The 20,162-nt window shown below is 69.5% G+C and carries 18 protein-coding genes and 1 pseudogene; 11 read left to right on the forward strand and 8 right to left on the reverse strand.

Annotated elements, in window-relative coordinates; all coding sequences use genetic code 11:
- The first annotated feature begins 16 nt into the window (after positions 1-16).
- Both mmsA and ADK64_RS34655 read left to right on the forward strand, forming a co-directional pair.
- Entirely contained in the window at positions 17-1,519 is a 1,503-nt protein-coding gene (gene mmsA / locus ADK64_RS34650; protein WP_053665706.1) for a CoA-acylating methylmalonate-semialdehyde dehydrogenase, read from the forward strand.
- A gap of 379 nt (positions 1,520-1,898) precedes the next feature.
- On the forward strand, positions 1,899-3,314 hold the full coding sequence (locus tag ADK64_RS34655; RefSeq protein WP_053665708.1) for an APC family permease: 1,416 nt from the start codon (positions 1,899-1,901) through the stop codon (positions 3,312-3,314).
- A 4-nt stretch (positions 3,315-3,318) separates the two neighbouring features.
- Here the strand turns inward: ADK64_RS34655 and ADK64_RS34660 are convergent, their stop codons facing one another.
- Positions 3,319-3,732, reverse strand: coding sequence for a GNAT family N-acetyltransferase (locus ADK64_RS34660; RefSeq protein WP_053665710.1), 414 nt, complete (start codon positions 3,730-3,732; stop codon positions 3,319-3,321).
- 114 nt (positions 3,733-3,846) lie between these two features.
- On the opposite strand from ADK64_RS34660, the gene ADK64_RS34665 reads away from it, so the two are divergent.
- The 6 genes from ADK64_RS34665 to ADK64_RS34690 all read left to right on the forward strand — a co-directional run bounded on the left by ADK64_RS34665 (position 3,847) and on the right by ADK64_RS34690 (position 9,555).
- Positions 3,847-6,495, forward strand: a complete 2,649-nt coding sequence (locus ADK64_RS34665; protein WP_053665712.1) for a CocE/NonD family hydrolase — start codon at positions 3,847-3,849, stop codon at positions 6,493-6,495.
- Positions 6,492-7,343 (forward strand): ABC transporter permease, encoded by an 852-nt coding sequence (locus tag ADK64_RS34670; protein ID WP_053665713.1) that lies wholly within the window; start codon positions 6,492-6,494, stop codon positions 7,341-7,343. The genes ADK64_RS34665 and ADK64_RS34670 overlap by 4 nt, the downstream gene beginning before the upstream one ends.
- A gap of 232 nt (positions 7,344-7,575) precedes the next feature.
- Positions 7,576-7,995: a hypothetical protein gene (locus ADK64_RS34675; RefSeq protein ID WP_234384812.1), complete on the forward strand. Its 420-nt coding sequence runs from the start codon at positions 7,576-7,578 to the stop codon at positions 7,993-7,995.
- Positions 7,996-8,440: 445 nt separating this feature from the next.
- A complete protein-coding gene (locus tag ADK64_RS34680) occupies positions 8,441-8,761 on the forward strand; it encodes a hypothetical protein (protein WP_053665715.1) in 321 nt (106 codons plus the stop codon).
- A gap of 65 nt (positions 8,762-8,826) precedes the next feature.
- Positions 8,827-9,144: a hypothetical protein gene (locus tag ADK64_RS34685; protein ID WP_053665716.1), complete on the forward strand. Its 318-nt coding sequence runs from the start codon at positions 8,827-8,829 to the stop codon at positions 9,142-9,144.
- A gap of 93 nt (positions 9,145-9,237) precedes the next feature.
- Positions 9,238-9,555 (forward strand): hypothetical protein, encoded by a 318-nt coding sequence (locus ADK64_RS34690; protein WP_053665718.1) that lies wholly within the window; start codon positions 9,238-9,240, stop codon positions 9,553-9,555.
- Between the two features lie 731 nt (positions 9,556-10,286).
- Here ADK64_RS34690 and ADK64_RS34695 read toward each other — a convergent pair.
- The gene (locus tag ADK64_RS34695; protein ID WP_053665720.1) at positions 10,287-10,592 is read right to left on the reverse strand and encodes a hypothetical protein; all 306 of its coding nucleotides are present in this window, start codon (positions 10,590-10,592) and stop codon (positions 10,287-10,289) included.
- Positions 10,593-10,902: 310 nt separating this feature from the next.
- On the opposite strand from ADK64_RS34695, the gene ADK64_RS34700 reads away from it, so the two are divergent.
- A complete protein-coding gene (locus tag ADK64_RS34700) occupies positions 10,903-12,087 on the forward strand; it encodes a glycosyltransferase family 4 protein (RefSeq protein WP_053665722.1) in 1,185 nt (394 codons plus the stop codon).
- 8 nt (positions 12,088-12,095) lie between these two features.
- Here ADK64_RS34700 and ADK64_RS34705 read toward each other — a convergent pair whose 3' ends face one another.
- Positions 12,096-13,472, reverse strand: coding sequence for a fibronectin type III domain-containing protein (locus ADK64_RS34705; protein WP_234384813.1), 1,377 nt, complete (start codon positions 13,470-13,472; stop codon positions 12,096-12,098).
- A gap of 480 nt (positions 13,473-13,952) precedes the next feature.
- A complete protein-coding gene (locus ADK64_RS34710) occupies positions 13,953-14,168 on the reverse strand; it encodes a hypothetical protein (RefSeq protein WP_053665726.1) in 216 nt (71 codons plus the stop codon).
- On the opposite strand from ADK64_RS34710, the gene ADK64_RS34715 reads away from it, so the two are divergent.
- Positions 14,167-14,460, forward strand: coding sequence for a hypothetical protein (locus ADK64_RS34715; RefSeq protein ID WP_053665728.1), 294 nt, complete (start codon positions 14,167-14,169; stop codon positions 14,458-14,460). The two genes, ADK64_RS34710 and ADK64_RS34715, sit on opposite strands and share 2 nt — an antisense overlap.
- Positions 14,461-14,503: 43 nt before the next feature.
- Here ADK64_RS34715 and ADK64_RS34720 read toward each other — a convergent pair whose 3' ends face one another.
- Positions 14,504-15,850: a glycosyl hydrolase family 28-related protein gene (locus tag ADK64_RS34720; protein ID WP_107093166.1), complete on the reverse strand. Its 1,347-nt coding sequence runs from the start codon at positions 15,848-15,850 to the stop codon at positions 14,504-14,506.
- A 43-nt stretch (positions 15,851-15,893) separates the two neighbouring features.
- Here ADK64_RS34720 and ADK64_RS34725 point away from each other — a divergent pair.
- A pseudogene (locus ADK64_RS34725) lies at positions 15,894-16,592 on the forward strand (CDP-alcohol phosphatidyltransferase family protein); the annotation flags it as partial.
- Here the strand turns inward: ADK64_RS34725 and ADK64_RS47875 are convergent.
- Genes ADK64_RS47875 through ADK64_RS34735 form a run of 3 tightly spaced genes read right to left on the reverse strand, consistent with a single transcriptional unit; the run spans position 16,515 to position 20,156 of the window.
- Positions 16,515-17,009, reverse strand: a complete 495-nt coding sequence (locus ADK64_RS47875; protein WP_234384814.1) for an adenylyltransferase/cytidyltransferase family protein — start codon at positions 17,007-17,009, stop codon at positions 16,515-16,517. The pseudogene ADK64_RS34725 and the gene ADK64_RS47875 sit on opposite strands and share 78 nt — an antisense overlap.
- Before the next feature lie 3 nt (positions 17,010-17,012).
- A complete protein-coding gene (locus ADK64_RS34730) occupies positions 17,013-18,569 on the reverse strand; it encodes a hypothetical protein (protein WP_053665732.1) in 1,557 nt (518 codons plus the stop codon).
- Positions 18,570-18,629: 60 nt separating this feature from the next.
- Positions 18,630-20,156, reverse strand: coding sequence for a lipopolysaccharide biosynthesis protein (locus ADK64_RS34735; protein ID WP_234384815.1), 1,527 nt, complete (start codon positions 20,154-20,156; stop codon positions 18,630-18,632).
- Positions 20,157-20,162 lie beyond the last annotated feature (6 nt).

Raw genomic sequence — 20,162 nt, forward strand, 5'->3', positions numbered from 1 at the left:
TAAGGAGTCTCTGGGCATGACGAAGATCGTCAACCACTGGATCGGCGGCAAGACCGCCGAAGGCGCGTCGGGTACGTACGGGCCGGTCACGGACCCGGCGACCGGTGCGGTCACCACCAAGGTCGCGTTCGCGTCGGTCGAGGAGGTGGACACGGCCGTCGCGGCGGCCAAGGACGCCTTCGCGACCTGGGGCCAGTCCTCGCTGGCCCAGCGCACCACGATCCTCTTCAGGTTCCGGGCGCTGCTGGACGCCAACCGGGACGCCATCGCGGAGCTGATCACCGCCGAGCACGGCAAGGTGCACTCCGACGCGCTCGGCGAGGTCGCGCGCGGCCTGGAGATCGTGGACCTGGCCTGCGGCATCAACGTGCAGCTCAAGGGCGAGCTGTCCACGCAGGTCGCCAGCCGCGTCGACGTCTCCTCGCTGCGCCAGCCGCTCGGTGTCGTCGCGGGCATCACGCCGTTCAACTTCCCGGCGATGGTCCCGATGTGGATGTTCCCGATCGCCATCGCGACCGGCAACACCTTCGTGCTGAAGCCGAGCGAGAAGGACCCGTCGGCCGCCGTCAAGATCGCCGAGCTGCTCTCCGAGGCGGGTCTGCCGGACGGCGTCTTCAACGTCGTGCACGGCGACAAGGTGGCCGTGGACCGCCTGCTGGAGCACCCGGACGTGAAGGCGGTGTCGTTCGTCGGCTCGACCCCGATCGCCCGCTACATCCACACCACGGCCTCGGCGAACGGCAAGCGCGTCCAGGCCCTGGGCGGTGCCAAGAACCACATGCTGGTCCTGCCGGACGCCGACCTGGACGCGGCGGCGGACGCGGCGGTCTCGGCGGCGTACGGCTCCGCGGGCGAGCGCTGCATGGCCATCTCGGCCGTCGTCGCGGTCGGCGCGATCGGCGACACGCTGGTCGACAAGATCCGTGAGCGCGCCGAGAAGATCAAGATCGGCCCCGGCAACGACCCGGCGAGCGAGATGGGCCCGCTGATCACCAAGGTCCACCGCGACAAGGTGGCCTCCTACGTCGAGGGCGCGGCGGCCGAGGGCGCCGAGGTCGTGCTCGACGGCACCGGCTACACGGTCGAGGGCTTCGAGGACGGCCACTGGATCGGTATCTCGCTGCTCGACAAGGTGCCGACCAGCGCCAAGGCGTACCAGGACGAGATCTTCGGCCCGGTGCTGTGCGTGCTGCGCGTGGACACGTACGAGGAGGGCCTGGCCCTCATCAACGCGTCCCCCTTCGGCAACGGCACCGCGATCTTCACCCGGGACGGCGGCGCGGCCCGTCGCTTCCAGCTGGAGGTCGAGGCCGGCATGGTGGGCGTGAACGTGCCGATCCCGGTGCCGGTGGGGTACCACTCCTTCGGTGGCTGGAAGGACTCGCTCTTCGGCGACCACCACATCTACGGCAACGACGGCACGCACTTCTACACCCGCGGCAAGGTCGTCACCACGCGCTGGCCCGACCCGGCCGACGCCCCTGCGGGCGTGGACCTGGGCTTCCCGCGCAACCACTGAGAGTAACCAGAACCTGCCGTCAGGCCGTCCGGATTCCGGACGGCCTGACATTTTTTTGACGCGTTCGCTGCGGTTCTCGTGCACGGTGGACGAAACGGGTGGCGAAGGGGTTACGGGGATATGACCTTTGAAAGCAAGGTCACATTCGACCAAGGCTTGATGGATGCGCCAATGGGGCGTCAGAGCCTAGGAATGTGATGCGACGCAAGGGTCTTCGCAAGTGCGGATTCCGAAGGTAAACGGCCATTGACGCGGCGGTTTTCGTCGGGGTTCGCTATGCAGCGCCGGGAGCGGACCAGACGAACGCACCACGATCCGCCGGAGGCGATAGCGCTCCCGACCCCCACCCTCAGTCGCACACGTCGATCGGAATCGCCGCATGACCGACACGCTCCGCCCTGTCGAGACAGCCGTCCTGGACGCTGCTGACAGCTCTCAGAAGCTCAAGCGTTCCATCGGCGTGGTCGGCGGCACCCTGCTGACGCTGTCGTGCGTCACGCCCGCCTCGACGCTCTTCGTGATCGTGCCGGACCTGTTCTCCAGCCTGGGCACCGCGACCGCTCTGTGCATCGCCATCGGCGCGCTGCTCTGTATCCCCGTGGCCTTCTGCTACTCGGAGCTGGGCACCCTCATCCCCAGCGCCGGCGGCGAGTACGCCATCGTCTCCACGCTGGCCGGGCGGCTGGCCGGCTGGCTCGCCTTCGTGATGTCGCTGCTCGTCGTGATGATCGTCCCTCCGGTCATCGCGATGGGCACCGCCGACTACCTCGCCCCGGTCATCCACCTCGACCCGGCCTTCACCGGCGCCGGCGTGATGCTCGCGGCCACCCTCGCCGGCCTCCTCGACCTGCGCGCCAACGCCTGGATCACCGGCATCTTCCTGGTCCTGGAGGTCGTCGCCGCCGGTGTCGTCGCGTTCCTCGGCTTCTCCCACTCCCACCGCGGGGTGAGCAGCCTCGGCTCCCTCCAGGTCGCCGGTGAGCACGCACACGTCAACCCGGTCACAGCCATGATGGTCCTCTCCGGGCTCGCCATCGCCCTCTTCGCCACCCAGGGCTTCTCCACCGCCGTCTACCTCTCGGAGGAGCTGGAGAACCCGCGCCGCAACGTCGCCCGTACCGTCCTCGCCACCCTCGCCATCTCCAGCGTCGTCATCCTGGTACCGGTCGTGGCGATCACCCTGGGCGCCGGTGACCTGAAGGCCCTGACCGGTGGCGACATCTCCAGCATGGTCATCGCCTGGAGCAACTCGGCCGTCGGCACCTTCGTCAGCCTCTGTGTCGCCCTCGCGATCATCAACGCGGGCATCGTCATGGTCATCCAGAACTCCCGCGTCCTGTTCGCCTCCGCCCGCGACAAGGCCTGGCCCACGCCGGTCAACACCGCCCTGTCCCGGCTCGGCCGGTTCGGCTCCCCGTGGGTCGCCACCCTCGTCGTCGGAGTGCCCGGCGCCTTCCTCTGCTTCGTCAACCTGGACACGCTGTACGGCGTCACCGGAGTCGCCGTCACCGGTCTGTACCTGCTGGTCGCGATCGCCGCGCTGCTCGCCCGGCGCGGGGTGCACGGCACCCGGAAGGCGTGGCGGATGCCGCTGTGGCCCGCGATGCCGGTCCTGCTGATCGCGGTCCTCGTCTACATCCTCGTGGAGCAGGACCCGTCGTACCTGGCGTGGACCGGCGGCATCACGGCCGTCGCGACCCTCTACTGGGCCTTCTATCTGCGTCCGCGCCGCGAGATCCGCTGGCTGGTGACCATCCCGGAGGACGTCCCGGTCCCGGACGGCACGCAGGCGTAACGCCTCAGAACGTCCACACCACCACCGTGCACGGTTCCTCGCTCTCGCCGCCCGCACCGCGATAGGCGGCGAGAGCGACGTCGTTCCCGGCCTCGACCCCCACCCACATGCCGTAACAGCCCCGCTCCCGGGCCAGCGCGGCCAGCCGCCGCACCAGCGCCCGCCCGATGCCCCGTCGCCGGTACGGCTCCGCCACGGCCAGCTCGTACAGGAACATCTCGGTGCCCTTGTCGGGGTGGACGGTCTCCACCCCGCTGACGAAGCCGACGGGGGCCGTCCCGCCGGCTTCGTAGGCCAGCAGCAGATGGTGTCCCGCGGTGCCGAGGAAACGCTCCGCCCACTCGGGGCGCACCGGATTGTCGAACAGGTGCTCGGCGGCGGTGACTTCGGTGACGGTGGTGGCCCGGCGGATCTCCATGGCCCTTCGTACCACGCCCGAAGTACGGCGGATCCGGCTGTACTCCCCGAGGAGGGGCCGGGGTTCAGCCCGCAGGCGCCGTCGGATGTCAGTGCGGGCCCGTACCGTTGAGGCATGGATCTTCGCCGGCCCTCGCTGCGGGGGCTGCTCAAGGGGCCGCGCCGGCTGGCCGCCGCCGTGGCCGCCGTCGTGGTGCTCGTCGGCGCCGGCACCTGGACGGCCGCCGCCTCCGGCGACACGCCCCCGGTGCACCGCACCGACCAGGTCATGGCGGTCGACGGCGTCCGCCTGGACACCTCGTTCTTCACCCCGTCCGGCGCCGGCCGGCACCCGGCCGTCCTGCTGGCGCACGGCTTCGGCGGCAGCAAGGACGATGTGCGCGGCCAGGCGGAGGACCTCGCGAGGGACGGATACGCGGTCCTGACCTGGTCCGCACGCGGCTTCGGCAGGTCGACCGGGAAGATCGGGCTCAACGACCCCAAGGGCGAGGTCGCCGACGTCTCCCGGCTCATCGACTGGCTGGCGAAGCGGCCCCAGGTCCGGCTCGACCGACCGGGCGACCCGCGCGTGGGCGTGGCCGGCGGTTCCTACGGCGGTGCGATCTCCCTGCTCGCCGCCGGATACGACCACCGGGTGGACGCCATCGCCCCGGCCATCACGTACTGGAACCTCGCCGACGCCCTGTTCCCGAACGGCGTGTTCAAGAAGCTGTGGGCCGGCGTCTTCTTCAACACCAGTGGCGGCTGCGCCCGCTTCACGCCCGAGCTGTGCCGGATGTACGACAGGGTCGCCGAGTCCGGCACCCCGGACCAGGCCGCCCGCACCCTGCTGGAGGAGCGCTCCCCGTCCGCCGTCGCCGCCCGCATCAAGGTGCCCACGCTGCTGGTGCAGGGCCAGACGGACTCCTTGTTCCCCCTCGGCCAGGCCGACGCCGCCCAGAAGGCGATCAGAGCCAACGGCGCCCCCGTCGACGTCGACTGGATCGCGGGCGGTCACGACGGCGGCGACATGGAGACCGGCCGGGTCCAGGCACGCGTGCGTGCGTGGTTCGACCGCTATCTGAAGGACGACAAGAGCGCGAGCACCGGCCCGGCCTTCCGGATCACCCGCACCGGAGGGGTGCGCTCGAACGACGGCACGGCCCAGCTGCGCGGTGCGAGCGCCGCCGCCTACCCTGGTCTGCGCGACGACCCGCGCGCCGTCCCCCTGACCGGCGGCACCCAGCAGGTCGCCAACCCGGCCGGCGCCAGCCCGCCCGGCGTCTCCGCGCTGCCCGGCCTCGGCGGCTCCGGCGGCCTGTCCCAGCTCTCCGCGCTCGGCCTCGGTGTCTCCCTCGACTTCCCCGGCCAGTACGCCAGGTTCGACTCCGCGCCCCTCACCCGCGACCTCCAGATCACCGGCGAGCCGACCGCCACCGTCCACGTCACCTCCACCAGCGCCGACGCCGTCCTGTTCGGCAAGGTCTACGACGTCGGCCCCGACGGCACCCAGCAGGTGCTGCCCTCCCAGCTGGTCGCGCCCGTCAGGGTGACCGGCGCCAAGGCCGGCAAGGACGTCACGCTCACCCTCCCGGCCATCGACCACCAGGTACAGAAGGGCCACCGGCTCCGCCTGGTCCTCGCCTCCACCGACCTCGGCTACGCCTCACCGGCCGCCCCCGCCACCTACACCGTCGCGTTGAAGGGCGCCCTGAGCGTGCCGACGGCCCCTGCCGTCCACACCGCCGCCGCGCCCCTGCCCGCCTGGGTGTGGTGGCTGCCCGCGGCCGGCGTGGTGCTCGCGCTCGCCCTGCTGCTCACCGGCCGCCGCCGCACCGCGACCCCCGCGCCCGACCCGGAGTCGGCCGAAGTCCCGCTCGTGATCAAGGACTTGAGCAAGCGCTACGCGAAGTCCGCCGACCGGTACGCGGTGCGCGAGCTGTCCTTCCGGGTGGAGCGCGGCCAGGTGCTCGGCCTGCTCGGACCCAACGGCGCGGGCAAGACCACCACCCTGCGCATGCTGATGGGCCTCATCACCCCGGACGACGGCGAGATCCGCGTCTTCGGCCACGCCATCCGGCCCGGCGCGCCCGTGTTGTCCAGGGTCGGCGCCTTCGTGGAGGGCGCGGGCTTCCTGCCGCATCTGTCCGGCCGGGAGAACCTGGAGCTGTACTGGCGGGCCACCGGCCGCCCGCCCGAGGACGCCCGCCTCGACGAGGCCCTGCAGATCGCCGGGCTCGGCGACGCGCTGGCCCGCGCGGTGCGCACCTACTCCCAGGGCATGCGCCAGCGCCTCGCCATCGCCCAGGCCATGCTCGGCCTGCCCGACCTGCTCATCCTGGACGAGCCCACCAACGGCCTCGACCCGCCGCAGATCCGCGAGATGCGCGAGGTGATGATCCGCTACGCGGCCGCCGGCCGCACGGTGATCGTCTCCAGCCATCTCCTCGCCGAGGTCGAGCAGTCCTGCACGCACCTCGTGGTGATGGACCGTGGCCGGCTCGTCCAGGCGGGCCCCGTACGGGACATCGTCGGCTCCGGCGACACCCTGCTGGTCGGCACGGCCACGCCCGTGCGGGAGCCGGTCGTGGAGAAGGTCGGCGCACTGCCCGGCGTCGCCTCCGCCGTGCGCACCGACGACGGACTGCTGGTCCGGCTGGAGCCGGGCGGCACGGCCGAGCGGCTGGTCGCGGAGCTGGTGCGCCTCGACGTGCCGATCGCCTCGGTCGGCCCGCACCGCCGCCTGGAAGACGCCTTCCTGACCCTGATAGGAGGTTCCGCATGAGCACGCTCACCGAGGTCGCCTCCGGCTATCGGACCCGGCACACCCTGCCGCTGCGGGTCGAGCTGGTCCGCCAGCTCAAGCGGCGCCGCACCCTGGTCATGGGCGCGATGCTCACCCTGCTGCCGTTCGTGCTGCTGATCGCCTTCGCGATCGGCACCCCGCACGACCGGAACGGACAGATCACCCTGATGGACACGGCCACCGCGTCCGGCGCCAACTTCGCCGCGGTGAACCTGTTCGTCTCGGTGGGCTTCCTGCTCGTGATCCCGGTCGCCCTGTTCTGCGGGGACACGGTGGCCTCGGAGGCGAGCTGGTCCTCCCTGCGCTATCTGCTCGCCGCACCCGTGCCCCGGACCCGGCTGCTGTGGTCCAAGCTCGTCGTGGCGCTCGGACTCAGCCTCGCCGCGATGGTGCTGCTCCCGGTCGTGGCGCTCGCCGTCGGTACGGCGGCCTACGGCTGGGGGCCGCTCCAGATCCCCACCGGCGGCGCGCTGGACACCGGCACGGCGGCACAGCGGCTCGTGGTGGTCGTGGCGTACGTCTTCGTGTCCCAACTGGTCACCGCCGGGCTCGCGTTCTGGCTGTCCACGAAGACGGACGCCCCGCTCGGCGCGGTCGGCGGCGCGGTGGGCCTCACGATCGTCGGCAACGTCCTGGACGCCGTCACCGCCCTCGGCCACTGGCGCGACTTCCTGCCCGCGCACTGGCAGTTCGCCTGGGCCGACGCCATCCAGCCGCACGCCGAATGGTCCGGCATGATCCAGGGCGCCGCGATCTCCGTCTCGTACGCCCTGGTGCTGTTCGCCCTGGCCTTCAGGGGGTTCGCTCGCAAGGACGTTGTTTCATAATTTCTTTTTCGTATTTCTTTTTCCGTCGGCATATCGGCTGCCGCAAGCTTGGCACACCATACGATCAATCGATTCGCCGACCGGATGTGAATCACTCCGGGGAATCCGAATAATTCGCGCTCCTTGGTTGCAGAAATCTTCATGCGTATGGAGTAGTGCATCGCTTTGCATGGGCTGTGGACTGCTATGTTCTGCGTCTGTCGGATCAGAGGTAACTCCAAGTGAGGTGATCATGAAGAAGGCAGTTTTCACAACTGCGGCGCTGGCCATTGGCGCAAGTCTCGTGGGTGGCTCCGCCGTCGCGGCGTCGGGCACGGCCAAAGCGCCCGCCCATGAAACCGGCGCGCTCGGTCTCGTGTCCCAGACCGACGTGGCTCCGGCGATTGTGCCTGCGGCCGACACTGTGATGCGGGTGGCCAAGCAGGGCAACCTCACCAAGGGCAGTGCGTTCGACGAGAACCAGTCAGCGACGGTCACCGGCACTAACAAGGCGGCGAGGGTTTCCGGCGTTTACCTGGACGGGATGGGGCGCGGCAGCAGCAAGAAGCCCGCAATTCCAGTGAAGAACCCGGTCGGAACCGGATCCGTTCAGCTTCATCCGCTGAATTCCCCGACCAGCGCCGGGCTCGGTAGCCTGCTCAGCCAGGGGTGACACGTAAACGGTCAGGAGTCGGTGCGGTGACAGCCGCCGGAATCCTGACACTCTGATCCGGTTCTTGTCAGCCGGAGACCGACATCGTAGTGCCGCTGACGGATCGGCCTGGTGGCCGCCCCGGCACGACCCATTTCCGGCGCCTTGAGGGCATAGCCAGAGTCTGGAGCCGGACCAGCAGCTCCGCGCTCGCCCGGTGCCCGATGTCGTGTCCGGGATACGCCTCAAGCCTGTTCGGCCCACTGGACTCCTCCTAGCCAGTGGGCCGGACGCATGTCGGCGTCCGCTCCTGCTTTCGTGCTGCACTCGGGAAGCGGGGCACGGCATCGTTCCGCCATCCGATGGAATCCGTCCGCTATGGCCGGTGTCCGCGTGACTTTCCGTCGCATATTTCGGTTTCTTGCCATGTAAGCGCGGGTTACCGTGAATCCAGGAAGGAACTGAGTTGACCAGGAAGTTCGCGGTCGTCACTGCACTGGCCCTTGGCGCTCTCTGCGGCAGCGCGGGCGTTGCCTCCGCCCACTCGAACACGACCAACGTCACTGGCGGTGACGGCTTTTCGGAGTCTCCGGTCGTCGTGAACGCCCCCCAGCAGGGTGTGGTCGTCATCAATGGCGCCCTCGTCGATGGCCGCTGCATCGCGCCGTGGTCCAACGGTGCCGTTCTCGGCGGAGTCGTTCCGCCGAACTCGCACTACGCCGCCTGTAACACCGCTGCTGTCGACCAGTCGCAGAAAGCTCCGTACGCGGGCGGCCTGCTCTTCTGATCTCCCGCTCCGAGTAATTCGGGGCAGGTGAACCCTCCCAAAACGCAGTCCGGAAAGGACATCTCATGCGTAACAAGGTTACGGCCATCTCCGCCCTCGCCGCAGGTGTCGTCCTGGCGGCTGCCGGCACCGCCGCAGCCGACAACTGCACGACTGTCACCGGCGGCAACGGCTTCTCGTCGTCCCCGGTCGTCGTGAACGCGCCTCAGCAGGGCGCCATCGTCTCCAACGGCACGCTTGTCGACCTCCGCTGCGTCGCCCCGTGGTCCAACGGTGCCGTTCTCGGCGGCGTCGCCGCACCGAATTCGCACTACGCCGCGTGCAACACGGCCAAGGTCAACCAGGCGCAGTACGCGCCGTACGCCGGCGGCCTGCTGTTCTGACCCCTTCGCGCTCCGACCCCGCCGGAGCAGGGCGGGGATGTCAGCAGACGTTCCCGCCCAACCCACCCCTCCCCCAACCGAAAGGCGCATGTCATGCGTAACAAGGTTACGGCCCTCTCCGCGCTCGCCGCGGGCATCGTCCTGGCCGCCGCCGGTACTGCTGCTGCCGACAACAACACCGTCGTCACCGGTGGCAACGGCTTCTCGGAGTCTCCGGTCGTCGTGAACGCCCCTCAGCAAGGGCTTGTCGTTTCCAACGGTTCTCTGATCGACGGTCGCTGCATCGCGCCGTGGTCCAACGGTGCCGTTCTCGGTGGCGTGGTCGCGCCGAACTCGCACTACGCCGCATGCAACACGGCCGGGGTCGACCAGACGCAGCTCGCCTCCTACACCGGTGGTCTGCTGTTCTGAGCAGTCCTCACCAGCCGGGCGGCCCGCCGGATTTCGGCGGGCCGCCAGCTGTTTTCTGTGGACGCCCTGGAGGCGCGTCCCGAAAACGCCGAAGGCCGGCTCCGGGAAACGGAGCCGGCCTGAATCGCTCGGCGGGTGTGTGTCTTCACGACGTGGTGCACGGAAATCGTAACGGCGGGGCGGGACGTGAACAGAGCCGTACGGGTGGGAAGACTGTGACGTCTTTCCTGGCCCGTACGGCTCTGTCGCATCGCGTCGGCACCGGCAGTTCCCGGAAGCAACTCGACGAGATCATCGCCGGTTTGGTCCGGTCTGGATGGCTCAGCGAGACTCGGCGCCGCGTGAACGCCGAGGTCATGACCGTCAGCGTGCGGCTCCGGCTTCCGGATGCCGCGCTCTCCGTCTTCTGGCGGCCCGGGGCTTCACCGTGCCCGACCGGCCCGGTCCGCGCCTGCGCGCCCTGGCCGACGTCTCCGCCCGCGCCCAGGCCGGGACGCGCACCCTGTCAAACCGGAGCGATGCGCCCCGGTCGCATGCACGAGCAGGCCGTGTTGAATACCGAGGCACACAAGGCATGGCGTCCCTCCAGCGGTACATCGGCCGCCGTGAGTACGCCGAGGAGACCCAGCCGGCCATTGCCGACCTGGTCTCCGACCGTGGCACCGAAAGTGCTCACCCACCAGCCGAAGCCCCAGGCCGGGACATCCCGGCCTCAGTCGTGCACCACGTCGTTACTTGACGACCGGAAGCTTGGCCGGAAGCTGGGCGGGCGGCTTGCCGTTGAGGGGGTTCGGCAGGGTGCCGCCGAAGACGGGTGTCTTGACGATGCCCGACTGCTTCACGCCCTCCGCAGCGGTCCTGACGTCGTTGGCGACGGCGCCCGTCGGCAACTCGGCTGCGTTGGGAAGAGCGTGAGTGACCGTCTTCCCGTCCTCCAGAATGCCCTGTGCCGGCATGTCCGCGGCGACAGCGGGCGCCGCAGCGCCTGCGATGGCCAGGGCGCCGACCATGAGGGCCGCAGCCTTCAGCTTCTTCATTGTGTTCCTTTCGTCCGCAGCTCGGGAGCTCGGGTCACACTTCGGCTGGGCTAACGAGAGAGATACGCCGCGGGAAACTCCACTGACTGCAAGTTCCTGGAACTCATACATCCCTAATGGCCCCGCGAATAATTTCATCGGATTATTTGCGCGTGGGGTTACTTCTCCGACACGGTTGTCGATTTCATGGATAAAAACGGATAAGCGACTAGTGTGCTCTGTGAATCCGGCTCGCTTATGTCGAGGCCAGGGTTCGCACACCTTGCGCTGGGTTCGGAATGTTTCTTCGGAAGGAAGGGAAGCCTCGGTCATGCGCATTCCCCTCGGTTCCCCACCGCGCCGTGCAACGGGGTCCGCCGCACGCGAACCGAACGTCCTGCACGTCACTCAGCCGGTCGAGGGCGGTGTCGCCCGGTTCGTGATGGACCTGGCGACGGCACAGCTCGCCGCAGGGCTGCGGGTCACCGTGGCCTGCCCGCGAGGCGGCACGCTGACGGACACACTGCGCGCGGCGGGCTGCAAGGTGCTGCCCTGGGAGGCGACCCGCTCACCGGGGCCTGAACTGCCCGGTGAGGTAGGGCGGCTGGCGGGGCTCCTGCACGAGGTGCGTCCCGACGTGGTGCATGCGCACAGCGCGAAGGCGGGGCTCGCGGTGCGGCTCGCGGTGCGCGGGCGGCTCCCGACCGTCTTCCAGCCGCACGCGTGGTCGTTCGAGGCCGTGGACGGCGTCACGGCCCGGGCAGCTCTGCGGTGGGAGCGGTTCGGGGCGCGGTGGGCGACGCGTGTCCTGTGCGTGAGCGAGGCGGAACGGCGTACCGGGGAACGCAATGGCATCACCGCCCGGTGGAACGTGATCCCCAACGGTGTCGACACCAGCAGATTCCGGCCGGAAGGGAGCGTCGCCCGGTCCGGAGGGGGCCCGTTGGTCGTCTGCGTGGGACGGCTGTGCCGCCAGAAGGGCCAGGACGTGCTCCTTCAGGCCTGGCCCGCCGTCGTGCGGCACGTGCCGGCCGCCCGGCTGGTGCTGGTCGGAGGTGGTCCGGACGCGGACCGGCTGCGCACTGTCGCACCCGCGTCGGTGGAGTTCACCGGCCCGGCAGCCGACGCCGCCCCCTGGTACCGGGCCGCCGACGTCGTGGTCCTGCCGTCCCGCTGGGAAGGCATGGCGCTCGTCCCCCTGGAGGCGATGGCGTGCGGCCGGCCGGTCCTGGTCACGGACGTGGACGGAGCGCGCGAGAGCCTGCCGCCCGGGCATCTGCCGCACTGCCTGGTGCCTCCGGAAGACCCCGGCACGCTGGCCCGGGCGTTGACGGCGTTGCTGTGCCGCGCACCGCTGTGCGCGGCACTGGGCGCGCAGGGCCGCGCGCACGTGCTCGCCGCCCACGACGTGCAGCAGACCACGGACGCAGTGATCGACGTGTACCGCGAACTGCTCGGCATTGTCACCACGCCGGTCCTGCTACCCGCCCAGACCAGGGAGTCCGTCACCACATGACCGGCTCCTCAGGCGGTCACGTCGAGCGGCTCCGAGCGGGGCGTCGTGTGCCTTCCGTCGGTGACGGCGATCGTGTAGCGGTGATGTGAGCCGCGAGGGACGGAATCCGTGTACGTCATGTCCGGTCGGTCCCATTCGGCCGATCGCCGCTTCGGCGAGGCCACGAGAACACCGTCGCGGTAGATCCGGTACGTCAGCTCCGCGTCGTCCCTGTCCCATGCGGCACGCCAGGCGAGCGTGACCGTTCCGGCGCGGGTACGCCCGCCCGTGAGCCGGGGCGCCGCTTCCGGGGCCGTGTCGCCGGGGCGGGCCCCGAAGCGCGTCAGACCCTGCTGGGGTCTGCCGTTGACCGTGGTGAACTCGCCTCCTGCCCAGAGGATGTCGCCGGCCATCACCAGTGCCCGGGGGCCGACTCCCTCACCGATACCGTCATCGGTGTCGGGGAACCAGTGCAGGATGTTCTTGTCACCGGCCGATTGAGCCAGGAAATGCCGTCGGGGTCCGTCGGGGAAGCCCCCGGGGGTGAGGCCGCAGTAGTGGGCGTGGGATGCGCTGTAAAGGACGTCTTTGTACACGACGACATCCTGAGTGGCACCCAGGCAGGTGTCCTTCCAGACCATCGCGCCGTCGGACAGCCGGCCCGCGATCCGGCCGTCGAAGATGCCCGTCCCCTCGCCCTCGGCCCCCAGGTAGAAGCGGTCGCCGTTGCGGGTCAGCGATGTCACCGCGGATCGTTCCGGCAGCCAGTCCGGGAAGGACTTCACCGTCGAACCCGTTGTGGGATTCAGGGAGACCAGTGCCTGCTCCGGCTTGCCGTTGACGTTGTGGAACTGTCCGCCGACGAGCACCTGTCCCCGGTCGGATGCGGCCAGGATGGCCCGGACCGGCTCGTCGATGTCCGCCTTGAACGGCAGCAGTGTGCCGCTGCGACCGAACGCCGCGACGCGCTTTCTCTCCTGGCCGTCGACGACCGTGAAATCGCCACCCAGGTACACGGTCGTGTCGGTGGTCTCGATGGCCCGTACGGGCGCCGCCACGGCGGGACGGAAGTCCCTCCGCAGCGAGCAGTCGGCCGTGTTGAGCGCGACCGCACTGGCCACTCCGGCGCCGTCGACCTTGCCGAACGATCCGCCGACATACAGCACTTTGCCGTCGCGGGATGCCTTCAGCGCCCGTACCGTCCCGGCGCCTTCCGTGAAGGAGTGGGCACACGGCAGCAGTTTGCCGGTCACCGCGTCGAAGGCCGCGAAGTTCTTCCGGGCGACCTGTTTCTGGCCGGGCTTCGCGCCGGGCGGGCGGACGCTGCGGAAGGTGCCGCCGACGTACACGACACCGCGTGCGTACTCGACCGACCAGACGATGCCGTCCGTCTGCCAGGTCGTCAACGGGGCCGCAGTGAGCGCTGTTTCACCACGTGGGGCCATTTCGGCACGCGGGATTTTCAGGTCGTGCGCCTGCGCGCCGAAAGCTGACGTGAGTGAAGCGGACGCGAGGAGGACTACCGCGGAAGCCATGGTGGCGGTCCTGGTCGTGCTTTTACTTGGTCGCATGGAATTCGAAAGTAGACACCCGGCTCCGGATCTCGCGGCGCCGCGACGGCGCGCTCCGCCCTTCAGGCCCTCACTGAAGCTCGAATGGCCTAGGAAAAGGAGTCGTAACCCACGATGGCATGCTGTTCGTGGGAATGTCGGGCGAGATCAGGTACCCGAGCTCTGGTACCCCAAGCAACGAGGAGGAGTGCTCGTCATGCGAGTAGCCGCCCGAACAAAGACGCAGTCACGGCAGTTGAGTTGGGGAGCGGGGCTCGTCGGCGCCGGCCTGACCGCGACCGTGGCATTCGGCATCGCTGTCGGCCCGGCGTCGGCCTACGCCGTCCCCCGGGCGACGCAGGCGTGCACGTCGTGCAAGGCGACGACCACCCCCACGACCGGGTGCTCGGTGTGCCAGACGAAGCCGCCCATGACCGGGTGCTCGGCGTGCCAGACGAAGCCGCCCACGTCCGGGTGCTCGTGCCAGAAGCCGCCGCCCCCTCCGCCGATCTGCCCCTCGGGCACGACCGCGGTCAGCGTGACCAATCCCATGACCGAATCCGTCGCGATCCCCGGCGACGGACGGTTCCAGCTCACCGTCACCAGCACCACCCAGGGACAGGTGTTCAGCTTCAACATCCCCGGATCCGATCACCGCTCCGTCGTCAGGGTCACCGCCACGGGCAGCACCGGCGGCTCCACCGTGGTCACCTACGACAGCACGACGGGCTTCCCCGACGGCATCGCGGCCGCCGGACCACTGCACGCCCCGGTCAACTCGACCGGCAAGTACGCGAACCTCAGCCGCATCGACTTCTGCATCAAGCCCACCAAGTACCACTGAGGAACACACAGGTGAGGGGGGCCCGGGACGTCCCGGGCCCCCCTCAGGGCCGGGGCGGGGGCGGGCCGGGGGACACCACGGGGGTGCTGGGCGTCGCCGGGGGGGATGCGTCGCCGGTGGGCGCGGTGTCGATGCAGTCGGTGAACTGTACGAAGCGGGCGGAGCCGGTGCCCTCGGTGACGGCGAACTCGGCCCGGGGGTGGCTCCTGAGCAGGCACATGTCGTAGCGGACGACGGTCGGCAGGGCCTCCTCCTCGTGGGTCGTCCGGTACTGGTGGCGGCCCACGAGCTGACAGGAGTCGTAGCGGATCAGGGGTCCCCGCGGGCCTACCGTGTAGCGGTGCGGGCGGACTTCGGCGGAGAAGTCCTTGAAGGCGTTGCCGGTGTCGTCGCAGTCGTTGAAGTGGACCGTTCCGCTGCTCCACACGCAGTCGATGATCCTGACGTCCGGGTCACGTACTTCGAACCGGATGTCCTGGGCGTGGAAACGCTGTACCGAGTCGTGGTGCGGGCTGACCGGGAAACGGAAGAAGGTGCTGGTGGTGCCGTACTCCGGGGTGCTTTTGGGGCGCTTGCCGGTGATGATGTACGAGCCGCCGCGGCAGGCGATGGATCCGCCGTAGGGGAACTCCAGGAAGTTGCCCCACTCGTATTCGACCTTCATGTCGGTGAACCAGTAGTTCAGGAACTGGTCCTGGTAGTTGGGGCTGGCCTGTTTGTGGCCCGTGAGCCCCGAGTACAGAAACGCTTTCCGGTAGCTGCCGGCGACCGTGCAGGCTTCCCAGCGCATTTCCGAGTTGGTGTCCGTACCGTCGAGGGCGAGCCCGTACTCCCATTCCCCGAGCCACTCGCATTCCGAGAACCGGTAGTCCTGGGCCTGGCCGGTGGAATAGGAACTGAAGAAGGACGCGCCCGGTGTGGCCGAGCGGAACTGCATGCGTTCGAAGGACAGGTTCGACCAACTGTCCTCATTGCGGCACAGATAGGAGCCCGGGCCGGTGGCCGGACGGAAGACCAGGGTGGTCATGTTCTTGCCGACCCCGGCGAAACGCAGACCGTTGGCGGGCCGTGGCGGGGCTACGCCGTTCAGCAGCGCATGCGGCCGGGTGATGAGGAAGTCACCGGCGGGAATCTCGATCACGAGGCGGCCCACCCCGTTCCGGACATGGGCGGCGGCGAGCGCATAGGCGGATTCGAATGCCTTTGTGTCGTCGGTGTATCCATCGCCCACGGCACCGAGATCGGCTACATTGATCGTGGACGTCGGCCCCGGGGGCGCACTTTTGGCGGACGCGCTGCCGATGGGCAGGACCGCCGAGGCCAGCAGCGACGTTCCGCCGCGCAGAATATGCCGACGGTTGCATGAGACCTCGCCACCCAGTTCTGACATAGTTGCCTTCTTTTCTCGAGTGGTTGTGTCACCAAGGAGGGTGATGGCCGAGTTCGCGGAGACGCTGAGGCAACTCTCGACGGCACAGAAGCCGGCGAAGGGGGTGTCGGTCTACAGTCGGTTCGTCAATCGCCCGGTCGGCCGTGTCATGGCCGCGCTGGCCTTCCGGATCGGTGCGACCCCCAATCAGCTGACTCTCCTCGGTGCCTTGTTCACTTTTCTGGCCCTTGCGGCGGTGGCCCTGCTGCGGCCCGCGCCGGTGATGTCGGTCTGTGTCGGCGTGGCCCTTGCCCTGGGCTTCGCCCTGGACGCCGCGGACGGTCAGCTCGCGCGGATCCAGCGCTCTGCGAGCCTGTCGGGCGAATGGCTGGACCATGTGCTGGACTGCGTCAGGATCGTCACGCTGCACTCGGTCGTCCTGGTGACGTTCTACCGTTTCTTCGTGCTGCCCAGTCCGCTCTTTCTGCTGGCCCCCATGGTGTTCCAGTCCGCAGCCGTGGTGATCTATTTCGCGGGCATTCTCACGCAGAAGCTCAAGGGGGGGAGAGCGGCGGCGGGAACGGACGGTGGCACCGCCTCGGTGCTGGGGCCCGTGCTGCTCCTGCCGGTCGACTACGGCACGACCTGTATCAGCTTTCTGTTTCTCGGCAGTCCGGCCATATTCCTAGTTCTGTACTGCGGGCTGGTGCTGGCTCATGTCCTGTTCCTCGTCGCCTTCTTGGTGAAGTGGTACCGGGAACTGCATCATTTCCAGCGCCCCGCGCAACAGTGTGCTGGAGGTGTGGACCGTATAGGGTAAGTAGACGACTCCGACACCCACGTCCGCGAAGCGGCGTTCGAGGTTTTCCCATGTGGGTGTGCCCTTCCAGTCGTCTCCCTTGAAGACGACGTGAAAACCGACCTGCCGCCAGATCTGCAGTTTGTCTTCGTGCGTCTCCACCACGACATCGTCGACGTGGCGCATGCTGCGGACGATCTCCTGACGCTCGGCCAGCGGGATCACCGGCCGTCTCCCCTTGACGCGCCAGGCCAGTTCGTCGGACACCACCCCGGCCACCAGGCGGTCACAGCGCCGGCGCGCCTGACGCAGGATGTTGAGATGCCCGATGTGGAACAGGTCCCAGACGCCGGGCGCGTATCCGATGAGCGTCGCTTCCACAGCTCAGCCTCCGCTCGACGGGCCGGCGTGCGCGGGCACCGTCACGGACAGGGCCGGCGATCTGCGGGAGGTGCGGATGCCGTTGGTCACCTCGATGGTGTACCGGTGGCGCGTACCGGCGGGCACGGAGTCGGTGTGGCTCATCTCCGGAAGGTTCCAGGACGTGGAGGAGGCGGTCTTCCGGAAGACGGGCTTTCCGTCCCGGTAGAGCCGGTAGGTCAGGGCGGCGGTGTTGCGGTCCCACGACGCGTGCCAGCCGACGGTGACCTTTCCCGGGTTCGCGGCCAGCAACGTCAGGGCGGGGGTCTGCGGCACGCTCGTGGGCGTTCCGGTGCCGAAGCGGGTCAGTCCCTGCTGCGGCCGGTCGTTGACCCGGGTGAACTCGCCACCCACCCAGAGGATGCCCCGGGCCACGGTCAGGGCGCGCGGGCCGACCCCCTCTCCGAGCCCGCCGTCGGTGTCGGGGAACCAGTGCAGGATGCGCCGGTCCGTGACCGACTGGGCCAGGAGGGTGTGCCGGATGCCCTGTTCGGGAAACCCGCCGGGGGTCTGTGAGCAGTCGTGCGCGTGGGAGGCGCTGTAGAGGACGCCGTGGTAGGGCAGGACGGTCTGGGTGGCGCCGAGGCAGGTGTCCTTCCACGCCATTGTGCCGTCCTGGAGCCGGGTCGAGATGCGTCCGTCGAAGACCCCGCCCCCGGTCCCTTCGGCGCCGACGTAGAAGTGAGAGCCGTCCTGTGCGATCGACTTGACCACCGAAGCGGCCGGCAGCCAGCCGGGATAGGTGTGGACCGTCGCACCGGAGGTGATGTCCAGCGCGGCCAGGGCGTGGACCGGACGGCCGTTGACCGACTCGAAGTCACCTCCGACCAGGATCTCGCGTTGCGGGGGCATGGCCGACAGGGCGCGGACCGGAAGATCGACGTCGGCCTTGAAGGGCAGCAGGGAACCGCCGGGGGTGAAGGCGGCGACGCGGCTCCGGCTCCGGCCGCCCGCCTGGTCGAAGTCACCGCCCAGGTACACCCCGCGGCCGGTCGTCTCGATGGCCCGCACGGTTGCGTTCACCGCGGGCCGGAAGTCCTTGCGCAGGGTGCAGTCGGCCGTGTCGACGGCCACGGCGTTTGCCACCCCCGTGGATCCGACGCGGCCGAAGGAGCCGCCCACGTACAGCACCCGCCCGTCGGGGGAGGGCTTCATGGCCCGTACCGTGCCGGCCGTGTACGGGCCGGCACCCGAGGTGAAGGACAGGGCGCAGGGCAGCAGTTTTCCGGTCACGGCGTCGAACGCGGCGAAGTTGTGCCGCCGGACCTGCCGGGTGCCCGCCGCGGCGCCGGGCGGACGGACCGTGTCGAAGGAGCCCGCGGCGTAGACGACACCGCGGGCGTAGGCCAGGGACCAGACGATGCCGTCCGTCTGCCAGGTGGCCGGCGGATCCGCGGTGAACGTTGCCGGTTCATGGCCCGCGACCGCGGCCGCGGGAGAGCTGAGCAGAGCGCCTGTGCAGATCAGGGCAGCGGCAGCCGGGCCCGTGACCGCCTTCTTACGGAGCTTGCTCTGACGCAAGGGACACCTCAAGGGGAAGGGGGCGGGCAGGACGAAGGCGCCGGCGCGGACGGTGCCGGCTCACGCGGTGCGACGGCGCAGCACCTGGACGAGTTCGCTCACACCCAGAGGCGTGCGATATCGCCACAAAAAGGTACCAAATGCCGACATTCCGAAAGTCAGACTGAGTGCGAGTCCTGACGGAGTGTCACCCGACAGGACGCGCACGGCTGCCAGCACCACCGAGACCGCCAGACCGATACCGAGGGCGCTCGTGTACCCGGCGGCCACGGTGGTGAAGCCGAGCCGCAGTCGGACCAGCAGAGCGGCCGAGAGGTTCTCCACGACGATGGCCGCGCCCCAGGAGACGGCCGCGCCGAGGATGCCCCACCGGGGCACGGCGAGCACGCCCACGGTGAGCTGCACCGTGAACGCCGCAGCCGTGCAGGCCAGATGCCACGAGCTCTTGCCGGCCATGAGCAGCACGGTCTGCGCGTTGCCGACCGCGACATTGACCACGGAGGCGGCACACAGGATGACCAGGGCGGGTGCCCCCTTGGTGAACTCCGGCCCGAAGACGGCGAGGACGGTGCGGGGAAAGCCGGCGACGAGAACGAACAGGGGCCAGGAGAACAGGACGATCCAGCAGGTCGAGATGCGGTGCAGGTGGCGGGCTTCGGCGACCTCGCCGACGGCGAGCAGCCGGCTGAGCTGGGGTGCGACGGACAGGCGGACGGCGAGCTGGACGAGGGCGCCCGCGGTGACGACGCGGCCGATGGCGGTGTAGATACCCGCCTCGGCGTCGGTGGCCAGCGCCGACAGCAGGATGACCCCCACCCAGACCGCGCTGATGTCGAAGACGGAGGAGACCGCGCGGGGTGCGGAGAAGGCCCAGAACGCCCGCCAGGAGACGGGCTCTCCACCCCTTCGTGCCGTCGTGGTGTGGTGGTGGGCCCGGCAGCGGTGCAGGCCCAGCCACGCGGCCGCGAGACCGGCCAGCGCCGGCAGCAGCCAAGCCGCCGCCAGGGACATCATCCGGGGAGCCCAGTAGGCCACCGGCACCGCGATCAGCACCCGGAGCACGGGCTTGCCGATCTGCTCCACGGAGACGAACGGCACCACGGTGCCGTATCCCTGGGTGGCGCCGAGCAGGAGCAGGCTGACGGTGGCGGCGGGCAGGACCAGGCCGAAGAACCGGATCAGGGCGACCGCGTCGGCGCGGGGCAGGTGCGGCAGGAGCATCGTGGCCACCGCGGGGCACAGCAGCAGCACCGCGCTGGTCGCGGTGGCGGCCGCCACCGCCGGGAGCACCGCCATGCGCAGCAGAGAGCCCACCGAGCGGCCGCCGTTCAGAGCGAGGTCGCCGGGGATGAAGCGGACGAGCCCGGTGTCGGCGCCGAGCTTGCAGACGTTGCTGGCAATGGTGAACACGGCGACGCCCGTGAAGATCGCTCCGGCCCCCTGGGCTCCGGCCGCACGGGTGATCAGGCCGACCAGGAGGAAGGCGAACACGGCGTTCGTGGCGGAACCCACCGCGCCCCACAACCCGCCCCGCGCGGCGGCGGCGACCGTGCTGCGGGCGGTGGCCCCGGTGGGGGGAGGGGCCACCCCGGG

This window comes from Streptomyces sp. MMG1121 (assembly GCF_001280015.1).
Taxonomy (GTDB): Bacteria; Actinomycetota; Actinomycetes; order Streptomycetales; family Streptomycetaceae; genus Streptomyces.

Bases quoted from the DNA above. Each gene is read 5' to 3' on its own strand.
- mmsA (WP_053665706.1), top strand. From the start codon at position 17: ATGACGAAGATCGTCAACCACTGGATCGGCGGCAAGACCGCCGAAGGC.
- ADK64_RS34655 (WP_053665708.1), top strand. From the start codon at position 1,899: ATGACCGACACGCTCCGCCCTGTCGAGACAGCCGTCCTGGACGCTGCT.
- ADK64_RS34660 (WP_053665710.1), bottom strand. From the start codon at position 3,732: ATGGAGATCCGCCGGGCCACCACCGTCACCGAAGTCACCGCCGCCGAG.
- ADK64_RS34665 (WP_053665712.1), top strand. From the start codon at position 3,847: ATGGATCTTCGCCGGCCCTCGCTGCGGGGGCTGCTCAAGGGGCCGCGC.
- ADK64_RS34670 (WP_053665713.1), top strand. From the start codon at position 6,492: ATGAGCACGCTCACCGAGGTCGCCTCCGGCTATCGGACCCGGCACACC.
- ADK64_RS34675 (WP_234384812.1), top strand. From the start codon at position 7,576: ATGAAGAAGGCAGTTTTCACAACTGCGGCGCTGGCCATTGGCGCAAGT.
- ADK64_RS34685 (WP_053665716.1), top strand. From the start codon at position 8,827: ATGCGTAACAAGGTTACGGCCATCTCCGCCCTCGCCGCAGGTGTCGTC.
- ADK64_RS34690 (WP_053665718.1), top strand. From the start codon at position 9,238: ATGCGTAACAAGGTTACGGCCCTCTCCGCGCTCGCCGCGGGCATCGTC.
- ADK64_RS34695 (WP_053665720.1), bottom strand. From the start codon at position 10,592: ATGAAGAAGCTGAAGGCTGCGGCCCTCATGGTCGGCGCCCTGGCCATC.
- ADK64_RS34700 (WP_053665722.1), top strand. From the start codon at position 10,903: ATGCGCATTCCCCTCGGTTCCCCACCGCGCCGTGCAACGGGGTCCGCC.
- ADK64_RS34715 (WP_053665728.1), top strand. From the start codon at position 14,167: ATGACCGAATCCGTCGCGATCCCCGGCGACGGACGGTTCCAGCTCACC.
- ADK64_RS34710 (WP_053665726.1), bottom strand. From the start codon at position 14,168: ATGGGATTGGTCACGCTGACCGCGGTCGTGCCCGAGGGGCAGATCGGC.
- ADK64_RS34720 (WP_107093166.1), bottom strand. From the start codon at position 15,850: ATGTCAGAACTGGGTGGCGAGGTCTCATGCAACCGTCGGCATATTCTG.